This is a genomic window from Alteromonas sp. AWM4_230, assembly GCF_056158305.1.
The window spans coordinates 665,263-681,924 of sequence record NZ_JBSWTB010000001.1; the positions used below are offsets into that span (position 1 = coordinate 665,263).

At 43.8% G+C, this 16,662-nt stretch carries 19 protein-coding genes; 12 read left to right on the plus strand and 7 right to left on the minus strand.

Annotated elements, in window-relative coordinates:
- The first annotated feature begins 109 nt into the window (after positions 1-109).
- Positions 110-1,402 (plus strand): NAD(P)/FAD-dependent oxidoreductase, encoded by a 1,293-nt coding sequence (locus ACXACS_RS02865; RefSeq protein ID WP_474803849.1) that lies wholly within the window; start codon positions 110-112, stop codon positions 1,400-1,402.
- 77 nt (positions 1,403-1,479) lie between these two features.
- Here the strand turns inward: ACXACS_RS02865 and ACXACS_RS02870 are convergent, their stop codons facing one another.
- Together ACXACS_RS02870 and ACXACS_RS02875 are read right to left on the minus strand one after the other, a co-directional pair.
- Positions 1,480-2,046: a YceI family protein gene (locus tag ACXACS_RS02870; RefSeq protein ID WP_474803851.1), complete on the minus strand. Its 567-nt coding sequence runs from the start codon at positions 2,044-2,046 to the stop codon at positions 1,480-1,482.
- Between the two features lie 22 nt (positions 2,047-2,068).
- A complete protein-coding gene (locus ACXACS_RS02875; protein WP_474803853.1) occupies positions 2,069-2,596 on the minus strand; it encodes a cytochrome b in 528 nt (175 codons plus the stop codon).
- Positions 2,597-3,056: 460 nt separating this feature from the next.
- Between ACXACS_RS02875 and ACXACS_RS02880 the strand changes: the two genes are divergently transcribed.
- The 4 genes from ACXACS_RS02880 (at position 3,057) to ACXACS_RS02895 (ending at position 5,046) form a co-directional block, all read left to right on the plus strand.
- Positions 3,057-3,290, plus strand: a complete 234-nt coding sequence (locus ACXACS_RS02880) for a hypothetical protein (RefSeq protein ID WP_474803855.1) — start codon at positions 3,057-3,059, stop codon at positions 3,288-3,290.
- Between the two features lie 44 nt (positions 3,291-3,334).
- Positions 3,335-3,898: a CBS domain-containing protein gene (locus ACXACS_RS02885; RefSeq protein ID WP_474803857.1), complete on the plus strand. Its 564-nt coding sequence runs from the start codon at positions 3,335-3,337 to the stop codon at positions 3,896-3,898.
- 163 nt (positions 3,899-4,061) lie between these two features.
- A complete protein-coding gene (locus tag ACXACS_RS02890) occupies positions 4,062-4,505 on the plus strand; it encodes a hypothetical protein (RefSeq protein WP_474803859.1) in 444 nt (147 codons plus the stop codon).
- Positions 4,506-4,611: 106 nt separating this feature from the next.
- A complete protein-coding gene (locus tag ACXACS_RS02895; protein WP_474803861.1) occupies positions 4,612-5,046 on the plus strand; it encodes a hypothetical protein in 435 nt (144 codons plus the stop codon).
- Here ACXACS_RS02895 and ACXACS_RS02900 read toward each other — a convergent pair.
- Positions 5,043-5,984, minus strand: coding sequence for an alpha/beta fold hydrolase (locus tag ACXACS_RS02900; RefSeq protein ID WP_474803863.1), 942 nt, complete (start codon positions 5,982-5,984; stop codon positions 5,043-5,045). The two genes, ACXACS_RS02895 and ACXACS_RS02900, sit on opposite strands and share 4 nt — an antisense overlap.
- 146 nt (positions 5,985-6,130) lie before the next feature.
- On the opposite strand from ACXACS_RS02900, the gene arfB reads away from it, so the two are divergent.
- The 4 genes from arfB to ACXACS_RS02920 all read left to right on the plus strand — a co-directional run bounded on the left by arfB (position 6,131) and on the right by ACXACS_RS02920 (position 9,507).
- Positions 6,131-6,547 (plus strand): alternative ribosome rescue aminoacyl-tRNA hydrolase ArfB, encoded by a 417-nt coding sequence (gene arfB, locus ACXACS_RS02905; protein WP_474803866.1) that lies wholly within the window; start codon positions 6,131-6,133, stop codon positions 6,545-6,547.
- A gap of 126 nt (positions 6,548-6,673) precedes the next feature.
- Entirely contained in the window at positions 6,674-7,351 is a 678-nt protein-coding gene (locus tag ACXACS_RS02910) for a SurA N-terminal domain-containing protein (RefSeq protein ID WP_474803869.1), read from the plus strand.
- Positions 7,352-7,475: 124 nt separating this feature from the next.
- The gene (locus tag ACXACS_RS02915; protein WP_474803872.1) at positions 7,476-8,375 is read left to right on the plus strand and encodes a hypothetical protein; all 900 of its coding nucleotides are present in this window, start codon (positions 7,476-7,478) and stop codon (positions 8,373-8,375) included.
- Positions 8,376-8,487: 112 nt separating this feature from the next.
- Positions 8,488-9,507, plus strand: coding sequence for an outer membrane beta-barrel protein (locus ACXACS_RS02920; protein WP_474803874.1), 1,020 nt, complete (start codon positions 8,488-8,490; stop codon positions 9,505-9,507).
- A 34-nt stretch (positions 9,508-9,541) separates the two neighbouring features.
- Here ACXACS_RS02920 and ACXACS_RS02925 read toward each other — a convergent pair whose 3' ends face one another.
- Positions 9,542-10,975, minus strand: a complete 1,434-nt coding sequence (locus ACXACS_RS02925; protein WP_474803876.1) for a S8 family serine peptidase — start codon at positions 10,973-10,975, stop codon at positions 9,542-9,544.
- Positions 10,976-11,244: 269 nt separating this feature from the next.
- Between ACXACS_RS02925 and ACXACS_RS02930 the strand changes: the two genes are divergently transcribed.
- From ACXACS_RS02930 to ACXACS_RS02940, 3 genes are read left to right on the plus strand one after another with little or no spacing between them, the layout of a single operon-like run.
- A complete protein-coding gene (locus tag ACXACS_RS02930) occupies positions 11,245-11,742 on the plus strand; it encodes an RNA polymerase sigma factor (RefSeq protein ID WP_474803878.1) in 498 nt (165 codons plus the stop codon).
- Complete coding sequence (locus tag ACXACS_RS02935; RefSeq protein ID WP_474803880.1) at positions 11,739-12,587, plus strand: anti-sigma factor; 849 nt, start codon at positions 11,739-11,741, stop codon at positions 12,585-12,587. Before ACXACS_RS02930 ends, ACXACS_RS02935 begins: the two co-directional genes overlap by 4 nt.
- Entirely contained in the window at positions 12,577-13,098 is a 522-nt protein-coding gene (locus tag ACXACS_RS02940) for a CC0125/CC1285 family lipoprotein (protein WP_474803883.1), read from the plus strand. The genes ACXACS_RS02935 and ACXACS_RS02940 overlap by 11 nt, the downstream gene beginning before the upstream one ends.
- 215 nt (positions 13,099-13,313) lie before the next feature.
- Here the strand turns inward: ACXACS_RS02940 and ACXACS_RS02945 are convergent, their stop codons facing one another.
- The 3 genes from ACXACS_RS02945 to ACXACS_RS02955 form a co-directional block, all read right to left on the minus strand.
- Positions 13,314-13,505 (minus strand): CsbD family protein, encoded by a 192-nt coding sequence (locus tag ACXACS_RS02945; RefSeq protein WP_012519989.1) that lies wholly within the window; start codon positions 13,503-13,505, stop codon positions 13,314-13,316.
- A 200-nt stretch (positions 13,506-13,705) separates the two neighbouring features.
- Positions 13,706-14,479: a siderophore-interacting protein gene (locus ACXACS_RS02950; RefSeq protein WP_474803885.1), complete on the minus strand. Its 774-nt coding sequence runs from the start codon at positions 14,477-14,479 to the stop codon at positions 13,706-13,708.
- 418 nt (positions 14,480-14,897) lie between these two features.
- Entirely contained in the window at positions 14,898-16,061 is a 1,164-nt protein-coding gene (locus ACXACS_RS02955) for an MFS transporter (protein ID WP_474809195.1), read from the minus strand.
- Positions 16,062-16,662: the final 601 nt, after the last annotated feature.

The following is a 16,662-nucleotide window of genomic DNA, read 5'->3' on the forward strand; positions in this document are numbered from 1 at the left end:
CAAGCTTCAGGCGTAGTCTGTAGCCATCAGCATGGGTTTCAGTCATGCCATGTATAGCGCTTTTAACGGTAAGGCGGTATAGGTGGAATGATTGTTAATAGGTATACCCATGCAAAAAATAGTAATTGTTGGTGGCGGTGCTGGTGGTCTTGAATTAGCCAGTCGCTTAAGCCGCACCCTCGGGAGAAAGAAACAAGCCGAAATTACCCTTGTCGACCGCAGTCGAACCCATATCTGGAAGCCGCTCTTACATGAAGTGGCAGCTGGTGTAATTGATAAACATTCAGACGGTGTGGACTACGCCATTCACGCTGCGGCTCATCACTATCGCTTCCAACTAGGTGAAATGTGCTCGCTTAACGCGCAAGCGCAATCCATAACCTTGTCGCCTTTAATCGACGAAGAAGGGACGCAGGTTTTGCCCGAACGCGAGATTCAATATGACCAGTTAGTGCTGGCTGTTGGCAGCGTGAGCAATGATTTCGGGACACCTGGTGTTGCTGAGCACTGCTACTTTCTCGACTCGTTAAAGCAAGCTGAACGCTTTCACAGAGCGCTACTTAACCAGCTTATCCGAATCAATCAGCAAGAAGATAAAGACGCCAAAATTGATGTCGCCATAGTAGGGGCGGGGGCAACGGGCACTGAGCTAGCAGCTCAGCTTCACCACGTAGCGAATTTGTCGAAGGCTTATGGCATGCCAGAGATGTCTGCTTCTCGCCTAAAAATTTCTATAGTAGAGGCGGGCGATCGAATTTTACCGGCACTGCCTGAGCGTATAGCGAACTCTGCAAGAAAAGCGCTGCATAAGCTGGGTGTAGATATTAAAGAGCAGACCATGGTGGCTGAAGCCGATGCTAGAGGGTTGATCACCAAAGACGGTGGGCGCATTGATGCTGATTTAATGGTGTGGGCTGCAGGCGTTAAAGCGCCAGATTTCATAACAAAGCTTGAGCTTTTTGAAACAAATAGAGCGAACCAGATCCTTGTTGATAAGCAGCTTCGCAGTTCATCTCATAAGAATATTTGGGTGTTAGGCGATTGCTGTGGTTTCCAGCAGGAAGATGGGAAGTGGGTGCCACCTCGAGCGCAGTCTGCTCACCAAATGGCGGATATTGTTGCACATAATATAACGTCGCTATTTACCCAAAAAGATACGAAAGACTTTACCTATAAAGATTATGGGTCGCTGGTTCATTTGAGTAAGTACAGCACGGTGGGAAGCTTGATGGGCTCGTTATCTAACAGCAGTATGTTTATCGAAGGGCGCTTAGCTAAGCTGGTTTACGTTTCTTTGTATAATATGCACCAGTTTGCAGTACACGGAAAAATTAAAGGTGCTCTAAAGCTCCTTGTGAAGAAGTTAAGTCAGGCCATCAGCCCTAAGCTGAAGCTTCACTAACCACATATAAAAAAAAGCCCCATGTTTGGGGCTTTCTCAAATCATAAATTTAGTTCGCTAGGACTAAATGTAGATAGCTATTGTTTCACGCCTTCAACGTGAAGCTCTAATTCTACCGTTTGCGACGCTGGGCCTAAATCATAGTCGATGCCATAATCTTTAAGTGCAATCGTCGTTGTGCCCATAAAGCCTGCACGATAGCCGCCCCATGGGTCTTTACCTTCACCAATCTTTTTGGCTTCGATTGTAATAGGCTTTGTTACACCATGAAGCGTGAAGTCACCCATTACATCCATCATGCCATTGCCTTTATCGACAATTTTTGTGCTGACAAACTTCGCCTCTGGAAAGTCGTCAACGTTTAAGAAATCGTCGCTCTTAAGGTGCTTGTCACGCTCTGCGTGGTTTGAGTCGATACTGTCGGTATCGATAGTCACCATAATTTTTGCTGTACTAGGTGCTGCGTCGTCGTAACTAAAAGTACCTTTAAAATCGTTGAAGCGACCAGTAAGCCACGAGTAGCCCAAGTGTTGAATTTTAAAGTTGATAGACGCGTGGGCGCCTTTGCTATCAATCACATAATCTGCGGCGTTAGCGGTGCTTAAAGACAGCGCAGCGGCCAAGGCAAGTGTTAACTTCTTCATCATTTCTCCTTTTTCCTCAATATCATCGAAGCCGTAACATCTGCTTCAGTGTGTCATCGTTACTAATAAAGTGGTGTTTCAGCGCAGCCAGCGCGTGAATGATCGACAATAAAATCACTGACCACGCAATATAAAAATGGGCCTCTCCTGCAATGTCTTCTTGATTTTCAAAGAACTCGCCCATTGCAGGTACAGAAAACCAATTAAATACGTCGATGCTTCTTCCATCGGCCGTTGAAATTAAATAGCCGCTCGCGAATAGCATGATAATCAAGGTGTACAGAAGCCCATGACCTATGCGACTTAACCTTTTTTCTAACGGGGTGCCATGTGACGGCGGCCGTGAAGTAACAACGCGCGTGACTAAGCGAATAACAGTGATGGCAAGCAAAATTAATCCAACACTTTTGTGCCAATGCGGTGCCGTCTTATACCAGTCGCTGTAATATGTGAGGTCGACCATCCACAGCCCTGAAGCAAACATGCTGACAATGGCAATGGCAGATATCCAATGCAAAATAACTATAGGTCTGGACCATCTTGGTTTCATATCACTTCCGTTATTACTTACTTGCAATCAGGTTGTTTAGACCTTCAGTTAATGCGGTATCTCAAACGCTAAATGACCGCTGAAAAAACACCTTATGGATCAGTTGAATGTAGTGTATTTCTAATTACGTTGGCTAAACATCACATTTAATGGGAGTGTTCGTTCTTGTTTTTAGAACGAATGTACAGCAAACAACCCACCAAACCTGAGTCGCGTCACGGTTAGTTTTCGAAGACGCGTCGTTTAATGGTCGATATAATGCGCTAAACACCTCTATTAAACGCGCTAAATACTCTTATAGTTTAAATAGGCAGTAACAAAAGTGGCTGCTTTGCTTCAATGTTGTTTAGTTCATTAGAGGTTGTACGCTTTGCGCGTTTCGTACGTTTTGTTGGCCGTTATTCTGCCAGCGTTATTTTCATCACTAGTATCCGTCTCCGTATTGGGAGAGGGAAGAAGTGTGCAAAATATTGCGGGGCAGTCGAACAGTGCAAATACGCTCTCAACCCTCATTAGCGAATGGGAAAGCTCCGCTTTTGAAGTATCTGACGACGACATTGATGATGGCATTTCGTTTGTCGACATCACCAGCGGCTTGGAAAAATACCGGTTTTCGGCTGGTAAAACGATTGATGCAAAAGCCTTTACTAGGCAGCGCGCCAACATCATTCGAGGACCACCTTCTTTCACTTAATCACTCAAAAAACTTATTTTTTTACTTTTGATTAGGAGAAAGGTATGCACGCCTTAAATCTATATAAAACCGAAGCTATCGATACATTGGCATGGCCGGTTATTGAAAACACCATTACTGTAAATTCATCTGCCATGGCGGTCTTCACTGACTTTAAGCAGCATCTACCACATGTGCTTGATGCTCGAACACCCGCGACAAAAGTAGAGTCGATTATGCGTCAATCTCACGTTCGTATGATGCTGGTGGTGAACAGTGAAAATCGTTTCATTGGAATTATCACCAGTCATGATGTAGGTGAACAGCAAATCATTCAGCGTATAAGCGAGCTTAAAGTCAAACGCGAAGAATTAACGGTTCACGATTTTATGCGCCCTAAAACGTCGCTTATGTCTTTTGACTATACTGAGCTAACGCATTCATCTGTGGGTGATGTGATAGAGACGCTTAAAGATTATGGGCAACATCACTGTTTGGTGATGGACAGAGACAGTCACGAAGTTCGGGGTGTTATCAGCGTGAGCGATATTGCTAGAGAGCTGCAGTTGCCGCTGGATATTCAAGGTCGCCCTACATTTGCGGAGTTGATCACAATTCTTGCGGCATAAACTTCACATTTATAGCATCTATAATATTTTTCGCATTCAATAAATTTTGGACCATACTTTTACTACGCGTTGTACATAACACCGCGTAGTAAAAGGTACTCATCTCATACAGTATCTGAATATGTGCTATTCAATAATTTGCTGGAATAATTAGGTGGTTTAAATGCGGTACGCTCATGGTGAATTTATTGTAACTCGGTGTGGTGACGCCGTCGTAACACAAGCCTACGGACCTTGGAATCAGGAGTGTGTAAAAAGCTTTGGTAAGGAATATCGCACCAGCGCGGAAGGGTTATTTGGAAAGGTGTGGTGTAACATTGTTTGCGTTACTGGAGAGTCACTATTAATACCGGATGCAGAAGCGCTGCTGCGCGAGCGTACGGCGGCAATGCAACCTTTGGGGTTAACCCACATAGCGGTTGTATTAGGTGACTCGACGGCAAAGGCAACGACCAAAGGTCAACTCAAACGTGTGTACAACGGGCTCAATGTCGAATTTACGTTTGTTGAATTTATTGAAAATGCAGTTGAGTGGATGCAGGACAACGGTTTTAACATAGATTCAGAAGGCATTTCATCGCATCTAGCAAAAGTAGCATCGAAGTAACTCTCTCAATTTCATAAGCACTACTAACTTGGTATGTATTTCGCAAAGTAGCTTGCAAAGAGTTAAAAATATCTCATCAAAATTGTTCGATGAAAGAGGCGAAATTATGAATAGATCACCGTTTCCTACCAGTGTTGTTACAAAAGCATTTACTTGGGCTTATCAAGAACTTGGGTTAAATGTAAAGCAAGCTTCTGAAATATTAGGTATTTCTCCTTCATCTCTTGCGCAAACTACCTTGCTTGGTTTTGAAAGCGGCACAGCGGAGTACCGAAAGCAGCTTGCATTTATTCGTATGTATCATTTACTCATCTCATTGTCAGAAGGGGACAGTGAACAAATGAAAACTTGGTTTAGTAGCTACAATATTACGCTTGAATCGACCCCTTTTGAGATGTGTAAGGAATACGATGGTATTGAGCGTGTGGCTGACCAGCTGCGTAAATTAAAACAGACTGAATCTGGCAGACAAAACGCGCTGGCTATTGTTGAGTTCTCTCACAATGCTCACACTTCAAAAATGGGCGCTGTGTTTCATTAGTCGGCTTGTCGCGCTTTACTGTCAATCTCGACAATAAAGTCTGCACAGGTTTGCGCCTGAGTAATGGGTATCATGTGACCAGCGTCAGGAATTACTTTATGTTCAGCCGAGTCTATTGCCGAAGTGACAGCTTCGATATGCTCACTTGGCTTTAAAATAGTGTCCTTTTCACCATATAAGACGCCTACAGGACATTGGATTTCACCATAAGATGACTGTTGTCTATGCAAACTGCCTTGTGCAGAGACAGTGTCTCGGCTTCCTTCATAAAAACTGCGAGAGTGAAGCGCAAGCAAACCACCTCCTTCAACAGAGAATGAAGCAGGCACAGGTTCTGGGTGAAAAATTTGCGCTACTTGCTTTCTACCCAACTTTGCTCTTAACGGGCTGGCGATGGTTTTCGCTATACTATTGCGCACGAATTCATTAGGTATATACACTACGGAAAGTGGGCCTGCACCACCTTTAAGTGGCGTAGTTAACGGGCATAGCAATGACACAGAAGTGATTTTTTCAGGCGCGTCTATAGCCATTCTTAATGCAATACCCCCGCCCATCGAGTGACCCGCAATACTCGCTTTTTCAATGCCCTCTTTTTCCATCCATTCTAATAACATTTTGCTTTGCTGCTCAAAGCTGGCTGATGTGGTTTTGAATCGACTAGAAAATCCGCTTCCAGGGCGGTCTACGGAATAAACCGTGTAATGCTGCGCGAGGGTTTTGGCTAATTCATTAAAGTTGTTACTATTGCCCAGTAAGCCGTGGATTAGTAAGAGTGATGGCCCATTTCCTTGTTTTTGCCAGTGAATAATTCCTCCCTCGACAGGAGTAAGCTTTCCCGAAGGCCTAAACGATGACTCTATGCTGCTATCCATTTTTGCAGTAAACCAAATAAGACCTACAAAGATACAAATAACGATAAGTAAAATAGTCAGCATGCTGTGTTTCCAAGATAGGGGATAAATTAACCTATCGGGTTACCTTTTAACGGTCAAGTAAGCGATGAGTTATAGTCGCAAGTCATTAGCGTGATAAAGACGCAGTAAAAATAATACGCCATGCCACTAAGAGTATAGGAACTGATATGGAATTAACGATAACTAGCTCTATCTCGATAGATGAGGACGAAGCCGAACTTCAGGCTATTCGCGCTCAAGGTAGCGGGGGGCAAAACGTCAATAAGGTAAGTAGCGCAATACATCTGCGATTTGATATCAATAAGTCGACGTTACCCGACCAGCTTAAAGCCAAATTACTGAATGCGAAAGATAGTCGCGTTACTAACGAAGGCGTTTTTGTACTTAAAGCACAAAATTTTCGCACTCAAGAACAAAATAGAGAAGATGCATTAGCGCGCCTTGTCGCGTGGATAAAGGCGGCAACCGTAGAACAAAAGCCGCGTATAAAAACTAAGGTAAGCCGAGCAGCTAAAGCCCGTCGTTTAGATGTAAAAAAACAACAGGGCGCGAAAAAATCTATGCGTAAGAAAGTGGAATTTTAAACAAAACTATTCTAAAGTATTAGGCCTGTTAGATGTCATTTCGCAAGACAACGGAAAATTCTTACAATAACAAATGAATGTGTCTTGTGCTTGTGCTAATTATTGGAACTTAGGGAAGCATACAAAGTGACGCGTTCGAACGTAATTCCTATGGTGCTATTTGCAGCCATAGTAGTTTCGCTTGGGATTAATACACCGCAAGCCGCAAACGAGATTATTGCTCGTTTGTTCAACAAATCTATATCTAATACCGAGCTTCAGCCTTCTCAGGAGGATGTTGATCGTTTTCAGTCAATTCTCACTGACAAATCAGAAAAAGAAGTTCGCGATATTTTAGTCCAACGTGCGCTTGGTAATAAAATTACTGAATCTGTACTTTCGGATTTCGCAGATAAAAACGCTATAGAGCCCAACGACAGCGAAATTCAGTCTGCTTATTCCGTTATTAAGCTATGGACCGTTGACTTAGATAGTGATGGCACTTATCAAGATAAAGAACTAGAGCGTTACCGTCTTGCAATGGCTGAAGGTATGGCAAAAAGCTGGAAAGTATCTAAAGCGCTGTATGAAGCCTATGGCGGTGATGTGGTTTTTCAACAAGACAACCCTTTAACACCTGTAGGTGCTTACCAAAAACTGTTTGAGCAGTATCGAGAACAAGGTGAGTTTGTCATTTACGACCCTGTCTTCAAAGCCGCGTTTTGGAGTTCGGTAAAAATGAAATATGCTAAAACCTACGACCCGGAAAATATAGACTATTCTCTTCCCTGGTGGGAAAAGAGCATGACTGCTTCAGAAAAATAGTTTAAATAAAGCTCTGTTTTTACAGGGCTTTTTTATTCTCTGCGAAAAAATAACTCCTCAGCGGAATAAAACCTTTCATCTAATCGTTATCTCAGTGTCCTTTATGAACAACGGAGATAATCGGATGAAAAAGTTAAATACTGCAATTGCATTGGCTTTAGGTATGGCGTCAACGTCGGTGTTGGCTCAAGAAGCAACCTTTTCGGCAAACACTTCAGCTATTGCTTCAACGTCTACATCAGTTTCTCTAACAAATGGTGCAAACGCCCAAGCTGCAGCTCAATCAAGTATGCAGACATCGGCACAAGGTGAAACAGTTACCCAAAGCCAAATGTCTACCGAAAGTTCTGCTAACGCTAGTGGGCAGCTATCGATAAGCCAAACAGGTAATGGCTTATTAAGCGGGCAAGAATTGAATCAAGCTCCTGAAGAAAGCACTGAAGGCAGCTCAGATCAAGCAGAGGCAAATGAAGTAGCACAAACGACTACTTCAAACACTAACCTCTTGGCAAATAGCGCTCAACAGCTTTCTACAAACGCAACATCTTCACTGGTTTCTAATTCGCAGGCTTCTCTTGAAGGCGTTGTTTCAGCGACATCAGATACGGCGAATTTAATGACAGCATCGGTGACAGGAACGCTTACGGGTAACGTGTCTGATTCAACATCATTTTTGTCGTCAGCATTAGGATCTGTTGAACCGAATGCACAGCCAGAAGGTGAAGTGGAAAATGCTGCAGCAAGCACGGCTTCGGGAGCCGCTCAAAGTGCAGTAGAGGGAACCGTGACCAACACAGTAACGGGTACAGTGACCAATACTGTAACTGGCACTGTCGCTACCGCCGTCGAAGGGGTGATTGCTGCAACGGTAGCAAGCAATGTAGGAAATACGGTAGAGAGTACAGTCGAAAGCACTGTAGCGAACACTGTAGAAAGCACGGTAGAGGCATCGGTTGCAAACACTGTGGAAAGCACAGTAAACGATAACGTTGCTTCAAATATCTCGGGTGCATTAGGTCTTTAACGTATGGGCCTCAACGGTTAGGAGGAGGGAGAGCTCCCCTCCTAACTTCCTCGCACAACCCATTCATAGTTGAAAACACCGAGTTTCACTTTCTCTGTAGTAGGTAGTAATAATGAAAACCCCACCACTTCAACGTTCACTCAAGAAAATTTTATTTACCCTGGATAGTCGCAAATACATCGGTCTTGCTACGGTTACCGCATTAATAGCCAGCAGTGCAGCCTATGCAAGCAACGACAGTCAGTCAAAAGTAACTAATGATGCAAGAAGTACGGATGAAGAGAAGCAAGCGATCTCGTTTTCAGGCTCTGGTTATGTAGGCTATCGCCACGATAGTAACGTAAGTGTCAGTGAGCTGGACACAAATTCTAATGTGGACGACAGCGCTGTACAGTCAAAAGCACTGTTAAAAGTTTCAGTGAAGCCAACGGATAAGTGGGAAAATGAGCTCTCGATAAGTCAGGCAAATACCAAATACCAAACCCTCAGCGAATTTAATCTCGGGCTTACCACCTTATCTGCAAGCACTAAGTATACGTTAGACTTTGCAAAACTAGGTGCGCATTACTATCACGCCAGCGCTACGCTTGATGGGCGTGATTTCCTTACCTATCAACAATATGGTTTGTCTGCGGGGAAACTTTTAGGACAGAGAACTTATTTACGTATTAGTAGCGACCTTATCGACAAGAAGTTTGAGAACACGCCAGAGGACACACCAATTCGTGATAGTGAAGCTGTTGCCGTACGCAGTGACCTGTTTTACTTTTTTGAAGGGGAAGATTTTTTTCAAATTGCCCTTAAATACCAAAATGAAGATGCGCAGGACAATGCGTTTGATTATACAGGGAAGGGCATTGACCTTGCCTACACTTATCCATTTACGGTGTTTAGTAAGCCGCTTGAGTTCAAGGTTGCTTACCAGCTAGACGTGCGCGATTACGCTTCAGAACAAGATGGAGGTATAGGCAGGGAAGACGACAGGCACCTTGTTGAAATGAGTGCAGACTACGCCGTTTATGATCATGTGGATATCAAATTGTCTACCCAATACGGAGACTTTGCTTCTACAGTCGATGGAGCAAATTACCAAGAAACTATTGCCGAGTTAGGCATTAACGTTCATTTCTAGTGAACGTTAATGCCAATATGAATAGGGCTGTATTTTAAGGCAGTACGCCGAAGCCGAATACCTTGTCCCGTCCGGGGCTACCAGCATCTAAAGCTATTTTCTGCATTTTTAATAAGGCGGCGTGTCTTTGCTGCTCTGTGCGGAAAAAGCAGGCGTACAGCGCAGTGGCACGAGGGGAAGCCATTGAGGTTCCTGTTTGCCTAACCTTTTTTCCATTAGGGTGTGCGGCATCAACCGATACGCCAAATGCAGCGAAATCTACATAGTCACCTTGGTTGGCCCATCTGTATATTGCATGTGATTTATCCACTGCGGTTATGCCAAGTGTCTCTGGGTAGGCTGCAGGATATAAGGGTAAAGAGGCTGGCCCTTCGTTACCTACAGCTGCAATAACTTGTATGCCGTTTGTATCTAACTGTTGTATAACACGCGCTAAAATAGGATTGTCGGGCCCTGCAAGGCTCATGTTTACGGCATCAACCTGCTGTGATGCTAAATAGTTAAGGCCTTCAATTAACGACATAAGCGTTGCACCTTGGCTAACACTATTGCGCGAGTAAAATACACTAGCGTTAAATACTTGGCTTGACTCAGGTAGCGACGCCGCTATTAAGCTTGCTACTGCTGTACCGTGATCTGAGGAAAAGGCTATGGTATTTTCTTGGGAAGATGGCTGCCCTATAATTTTTCCATCACCTTCACTGCTCATATTGCTATCTTGATCATGCTCATTCTTCTGGCTTTGACCAACAATAAAAGAGGCTTGTTTTAGGCTAATGTGCGACAGCATTGGGTGGGTAGACACAACATGGGTATCAACCATCCCGATGCGCAAGGGTGTCGAACAAGATTCAAATTTTTGCGGTGATGCTTTTGACTCATGTTTAAGCTCTGGTTCGCTTTTGTTCGTAGCCACTTCGTTTTGGGATAAGTAAATATGATTACGTCCTATTTGAGACTGCAGGTTTTTAGGTAAGCTGTTGCGAATATACGACACTTCATCTTCATCCCCTGTTACCTTTACTTTATAAAGCCACTGAGAGAGTGCAGGTAAAAACTGTGCCTCTAGTATTTCTATATTCGTGCCATTGAAATATGCTTTATCGGCTTCCTCACCTATAAAAAGCCACTCCTTTTCAACGGCAAGAAAACCATTTTCTAACCTAACTTCTTTGATAATTTTCTGACCCGACGCAGATAATATAGTCGTGGCCGTAGGAGCAACAAATTGGGGGGCGGGGACCTTGCCAACAACGCCTGAAGCCAATGAAGATAGGCCTCTGGCGCCATCGATAGACGTTTGCACCTTTCGTCTTGCTTCCTCTCTAATGCTCTTCAATTCCGAGGGCGCTCTATCAATTATTGGGCGCACCGGTGGAACCACTTGATTCAATGTTCCTGTAAGTTGCGCTTGGGAGATAGATGCTGCCAACAAGCCTACTATCCCGACAAAGAGTGTGTACTTCATTTTGCTACCTTACTGAATACATGGGAGCAGTTCAGTGCCTTGAGAAGGAATGGCATAAATTGTGCCATGGTCATAAATAGAGTCTAAGTCACTGCTGCCATTTTATGTAGTGACGAATAGAAAGAAGAAAAATTCCGCTGAGTGTCGAAGAAGGGCTGATAACCTAAATTCACAAAAGCTTGAAATAAATTGTTATTCAACGGAATAAAAATACTCGTGGCTCGTTAATAGAGTATTGATAACGGAAATCTTCACGAAGGTACATGAAAATGAAAGATGAGTTGACCGAACTCGTCCCGTCATTACGAAAGTTTGCATACTCATTGACGGGTAACATACATGATGCTGATGATTTGCTTCAGAACACGCTAGAACGATTATTGAGTAAACCCATCCCTGAGCAAGTTACACTAATGGCATGGGCATTTAGAGTGTGCCGAAATTGCTGGATAGACGAATACAGGGCGAAGAAAGTGAGAACTAACGCTAGCGATACCCTTTCATATGAAGCGCAATCAGCAAATGATCATGTAGATATGGATGAAACGGTAACCCACTCTATGACATTGAAGCAGGTTTCAAGCGCCATGGATGAACTGCCTTGTGAGCAAAGAGAAACCCTCTCTTTGGTGGCAGTACAGGGAATGAGTTATGCCGACGCATCTGAAGTTTTACAGGTGCCAGCAGGGACTATAATGAGCCGTCTTGCCAGAGCCAGAACAAAAATATCAAAATTACTAAACGGGCAAAATGAGGTGCTATCGTGATCTTATCTGACGAAAAACTCTCTGCTTTCTTAGATGGAGAGCTTGATGCTGGAGAAATGGATACGGTTCGCGAGGCGATAGCACATGACGTAACGGTTTCTGACCGTCTTGCCGCACTTGCAGAAGTAGACAGAGTAGTAAAAGTGGCTGCAGAAAAGGCGACTGCAGTTGCGCTCCCTAAAGAAATCGTCGCGCTTTTGAGTGATGAAAGTCGCTTAAGTGAGAAAAGCGCAATACAGGGGCGTAGTGAACGTTTAAATGGAGAGGGCTCAGCAAACCAAAGCACAGCGGAAAATGTGAGGCCGTTTCCTCAAAAAATGAATACAGCTGATGGCGCAAGCGGTGGACAAGCAAAGTGGAAAGGAGTTTCTTCAATTGCTGCCATAGCTGCAAGCGTGGCGGTTTTAGCTGGTTTGGTATTCTTTAATCAACGAGGTGCTGATACTTCACAACCTTCACACTGGGCTAATGTGTCGTCTGTGCTCGACAGTAATTTGAGTGGAGAGACTACCTCGTTTGAATCTGGCATAACCGTAACGCCTAAACTGTCTTTTTTAAACACTGACTTCAACTTTTGCCGACAGGCTGAAGTGACGTCTCAAGATGAACTAAATGTAATGATAGCTTGTAAAGACAAGCAAGGCGGCTGGCAACTTGCGGCCAGTAAGTTGGATGAGTTAGGCGCAAATACGGGGCAATATCAGACGGCTACTAGCGCCAAACTGTTAGAAGATAAGTTAGATATGATGATGGCGTCCGCGCCATTAAACCGAGAGCAAGAAAAAAACGCAATTGAAGCAACTTGGCTAGCTGAGAAAGCCGAAGGAGTAGATGATGAAAACTAAAATTATGTTAGTACTTGCGGTATTGATTATGGCGGGCTGTGCAAGTCAACCTGATTATAGACAAGCAGGTAAAGGCGGTTTTGGTTACAACGAAAGTAAGTTAAGTGATACCCAATACCGCGTACATTTTAAGGCAAAAGGAACAGATAAAGGGAAAGCCATGGACTATGCGATGTTGCGCGCTGCTGAGCTAACCCTACTGGAAGGTTATGACTGGTTTGTCGTTACCGACCGCGAAACCTTAGTAGACAAAGAAACGGTGCAGACCACGCCAACTGCCGGCTTTAGCCAACGTTACGCACGCGTCACTGACTGCGGTGTACTTACTTGCCGTACGTCTTATCACCCCACTAGCCAATTTGAAACCGGAGTGTTTGTCGGGGGCTCTCAAAAAAGTGAAATCGAGAGTATTCTAAGCATAGAGCTGGGTAAAGGCACTCGGCCTACTTCGGCAACCAGTTTTGATGCTAGAGAAGTACGTGAAAATCTACAGCCGAAGGTAGATGAGTAAAATATTTTTATTACTTGGAGCCGATAAGAAACGGCTAATAGATGGGCAAGCTTATCTTATTAGCCCGCCACAGCATTAGTCTTGAATACTGCATTAAAAACAAACAAAAAAGGCCACAACATTATGTTGTGGCCCTTCAGAATTTGCGGTAACAAAAGCTAATATCTGTTAAAAACATTGCCTTTGTTTAATTACCTTGGGGTAAATATAAATTATTAATTGAAGTAAGCGTCTACTTCTTTTTCAGCCTCGTCGCGGCTTTTGCCGTATTCCTGCTGAATCTTACCTACTAATTCTTCACGGCGACCGTCAATTACGTCTAGGTCATCATCAGTAAGCTTACCCCATTTCTGTTGTACCTTACCCTTCATTTCTTTCCAATTACCTTCAATACGATCATTGTTCATAACGTGCTCTCCTTATCCAAACAATTGGTTGAGAAAACTGACGAAAAAACTTGCCAGTTATACAAATAGCAGCAAATGGCATTCCATGTCATAGGTCTTTGATTATCATGAATATTATCTTGGTGCGTAATCAATGAAACGGAATTTTTAATGCAGAATTTACAAACAGTTGCAAACACTACAGAACAACAGGTAAGGGATTAGGCTAAGTTTTTGGCAAAGGCTTCACTATCCTGTCTCTTTTCTATTTTATGCTGGTCTTCACTTCGACCTTTCTTCCAATAGCTACTGATATACAAACTGTCGTGAGCCAACGCTTTTTCATCCCTAAGCCATGTGCGGATAGCTCGCATATCTGAAAATTCACACGCAACCCAAACTGAAGGATTGCCTCCCAGCCAATCTAGCTGTGTAAGACTATGGGGCAGAGACTGTTCATAAACCCATTCCACCTTAACCCCTTCAGGCTTTTCAAGCTCAACTGCATCTTGTTCCTCTTGAATTTTAATTACTGCATAACCTTTAGCATGAGAGGGAAGAGCCGCAAGATGATTTCTTATACTGGGAAGAGCGGTCATATCGCCTGCTAGCAATACCCAGTCATAATCTTCGTTTAAGCCTTTGCTAGAGCCTGGACCTGCTATTGTAATTACGTCACCAGGTCTAGTACTTGTAGCCCATGCTGAAGCTGGTCCTGTTTTTCCGTTATCTGCGTGAATAACCATATCCAAAATCATTTCAGGCTTATCCGCATCAAAGTGAGCAACCGTATAAGTGCGCATTGCTACTTGGTCCATATCTGTAGGTTTGTTGAGCGGATTTCCGTTTTTATCGAACATAAGCTTTACATAAGCACCCGCCCCTACGGCAGGGAAAGTGCGGAGATCTTCACCACCTAAAAAGACGCGCTGCATAGTAGGGGTTATACGAACAGATTGTGTCACAACAGCTTGGCGGGGTTGGGGTTTAGCCATTAGTTTCTCCTTAAAAATTTAAGGTGATTTTATTTGATAATAGTTCTCATTACCATTTCTTTAGAAGGAATGATAACGTTTGTTAAATTCTATTTTTTAGATTAAAGGCAAGATGTTTAGAACACTGACTATCAGTTGATAGATAAGCGCAGCGATATGCGATTTTTGAAAGGTGCTAATTAGGAAAACAGGAGGCAAAAGAAAAGGGGCTAAAAAGCCCCTTAAAAAACCACAACATAACTTGGAAAACACATTTACACACCACAAAGACGCACACTCAACGACTTCATGTATTAAGTAAGATAGCCCAATCCTGAAAAGGTTCCGCATTTTTAAAAATAATTGGTAAAAAAATAAATACCTTTGAAAAACAATTATGAAACTACAGGTGCGCGCCTGTGATGCTAGTCTTTAAATCTTATCTGTGGCGGCTAGTTCTTTGCAGCGCTACATAGACTACACAAGAGGTGACGGCAATTAGCACTGACGCTACAGCGAAAGGTAAGGCAATATTAACTTGATATACAACTGCTGCGAGTGGTGGCCCTATAACATAGCCCATGGCGGTAGTGGCTGTAATTAACCCGGTAATGGTCGCTTGTTGAGAAGGCGCGCAATAGGTTGTTGCCGCTGCTGCTAATGATGGGTAGGCCATACCCATACCTAGCCCCATCAAAGCCATGGCAATATAAAGCACAAACAATGAATGTTGAAGGAACAGTAACAAGTACGCCAACCCCAATAGAGGAAGTGCGAGCGTGATCATTGTTTCTTTACTTATACGCCCTTTCTGTACCCAACCAAACTGTGCGGTGAGAGAGGCTGCGGCGCTGACCATCATTGCAAAACCCACCTGTCGAGCAGCTTCAACGGGCGTGTAATGATAAAAATCGATAAAAAAGAAGCCTAACGACTGCTGCATCATTGCCATAGCGCAAAACACGCAAATACATGCAGCAACAAACACATACGGCACTTTGGTGGGTGCTTGATTGTCTTTGCTAGCATGCACAGCTGCCTGTTGCTTAGATAAAGGGGGTAAAACTGGCAGCTTAAAATACACTAGTGCCATTGCTAACAAGGTTAATAGAACAATACTGTACAGCGGAGCTAATAAGCCGAAACCCACCAATAACCCAGCGTAAGCTGGACCGACAATTTGCCCGACATTGCTTGCAGAGGTCACTTTACTAATAGCACTTACCCGAGCCTTCGGCGAACTTATAGCGACAGCGTAACCTACAGCAGAGGGGGGCGTTGCCGACATAATGGTAGATTGCAAACTGCGACTTATCAGTAGCGCTAGGAATAAGTTTGTACCACTGATAATGCCAGAAAACCCTGCCATCCACGCGCTAGCAAAGGCAAAGGTACCTAAGCTATAGCCAGTAAGGCCCACCATTAGTATTCGTTTGAACCCTGCACGCTTTGCTACTTTGCTCCATACATTAGTGCCAAAGGCGAAAATAAGGGCGGAGCTCGACATGATTGTTGCTATATGAAACTCTGAAAGGTTGGCTTGTCGCCCCATCGAGGGAAGCGTGGTTAGCATGACGCTTTGACCGACAGATGTAGCTAGCAATGCACAGAACAGAACTTTAAAAACAACAGTAGATGCGGATGGCGATAACACGCAGGTAGCTCTTTATCTATGCGAACTGGTATTGTTTATATTATCACAGTTGAGGATAAAAAAATGCCCGCCAAAGGCGGGCCAAAATCAGAGGTATGTAAAGGCCGGGATGGGCCTTTGAGGGGAGAGGAATGTCGTCGGGTGACAACTCACTAATAATATCGACGACATTACCAGTGTCCTCACTATGGTTTCGCTGAAGCAACACACACGTACTTCAACGAATCCAAATAGGGTCAACAATCCCTTGCTGCACGAGACATCACTGTCAGTGCTTGCGATGTAGGCACTCAGAGCTTGTTTGCAATCCTTATGAAACAAGAGCCATGCGTCCTGCGAGTTTATCTAGGTTATCTTTTACCTAACCTCATCATCGACCAGCAATTTAACGAATGCTCTACAGGTATCCTTCAATTTCAAACACTGACTCATCCATTCATCCTTGGTAACCATTCCATATGCTTCCTATGTCGTCACCTTCAGTCTTTGATATTTACGTAATCTGGCCTCTCCGTCGCTAAAGCCGTCCTGGCTACAAATTACGTTCTGC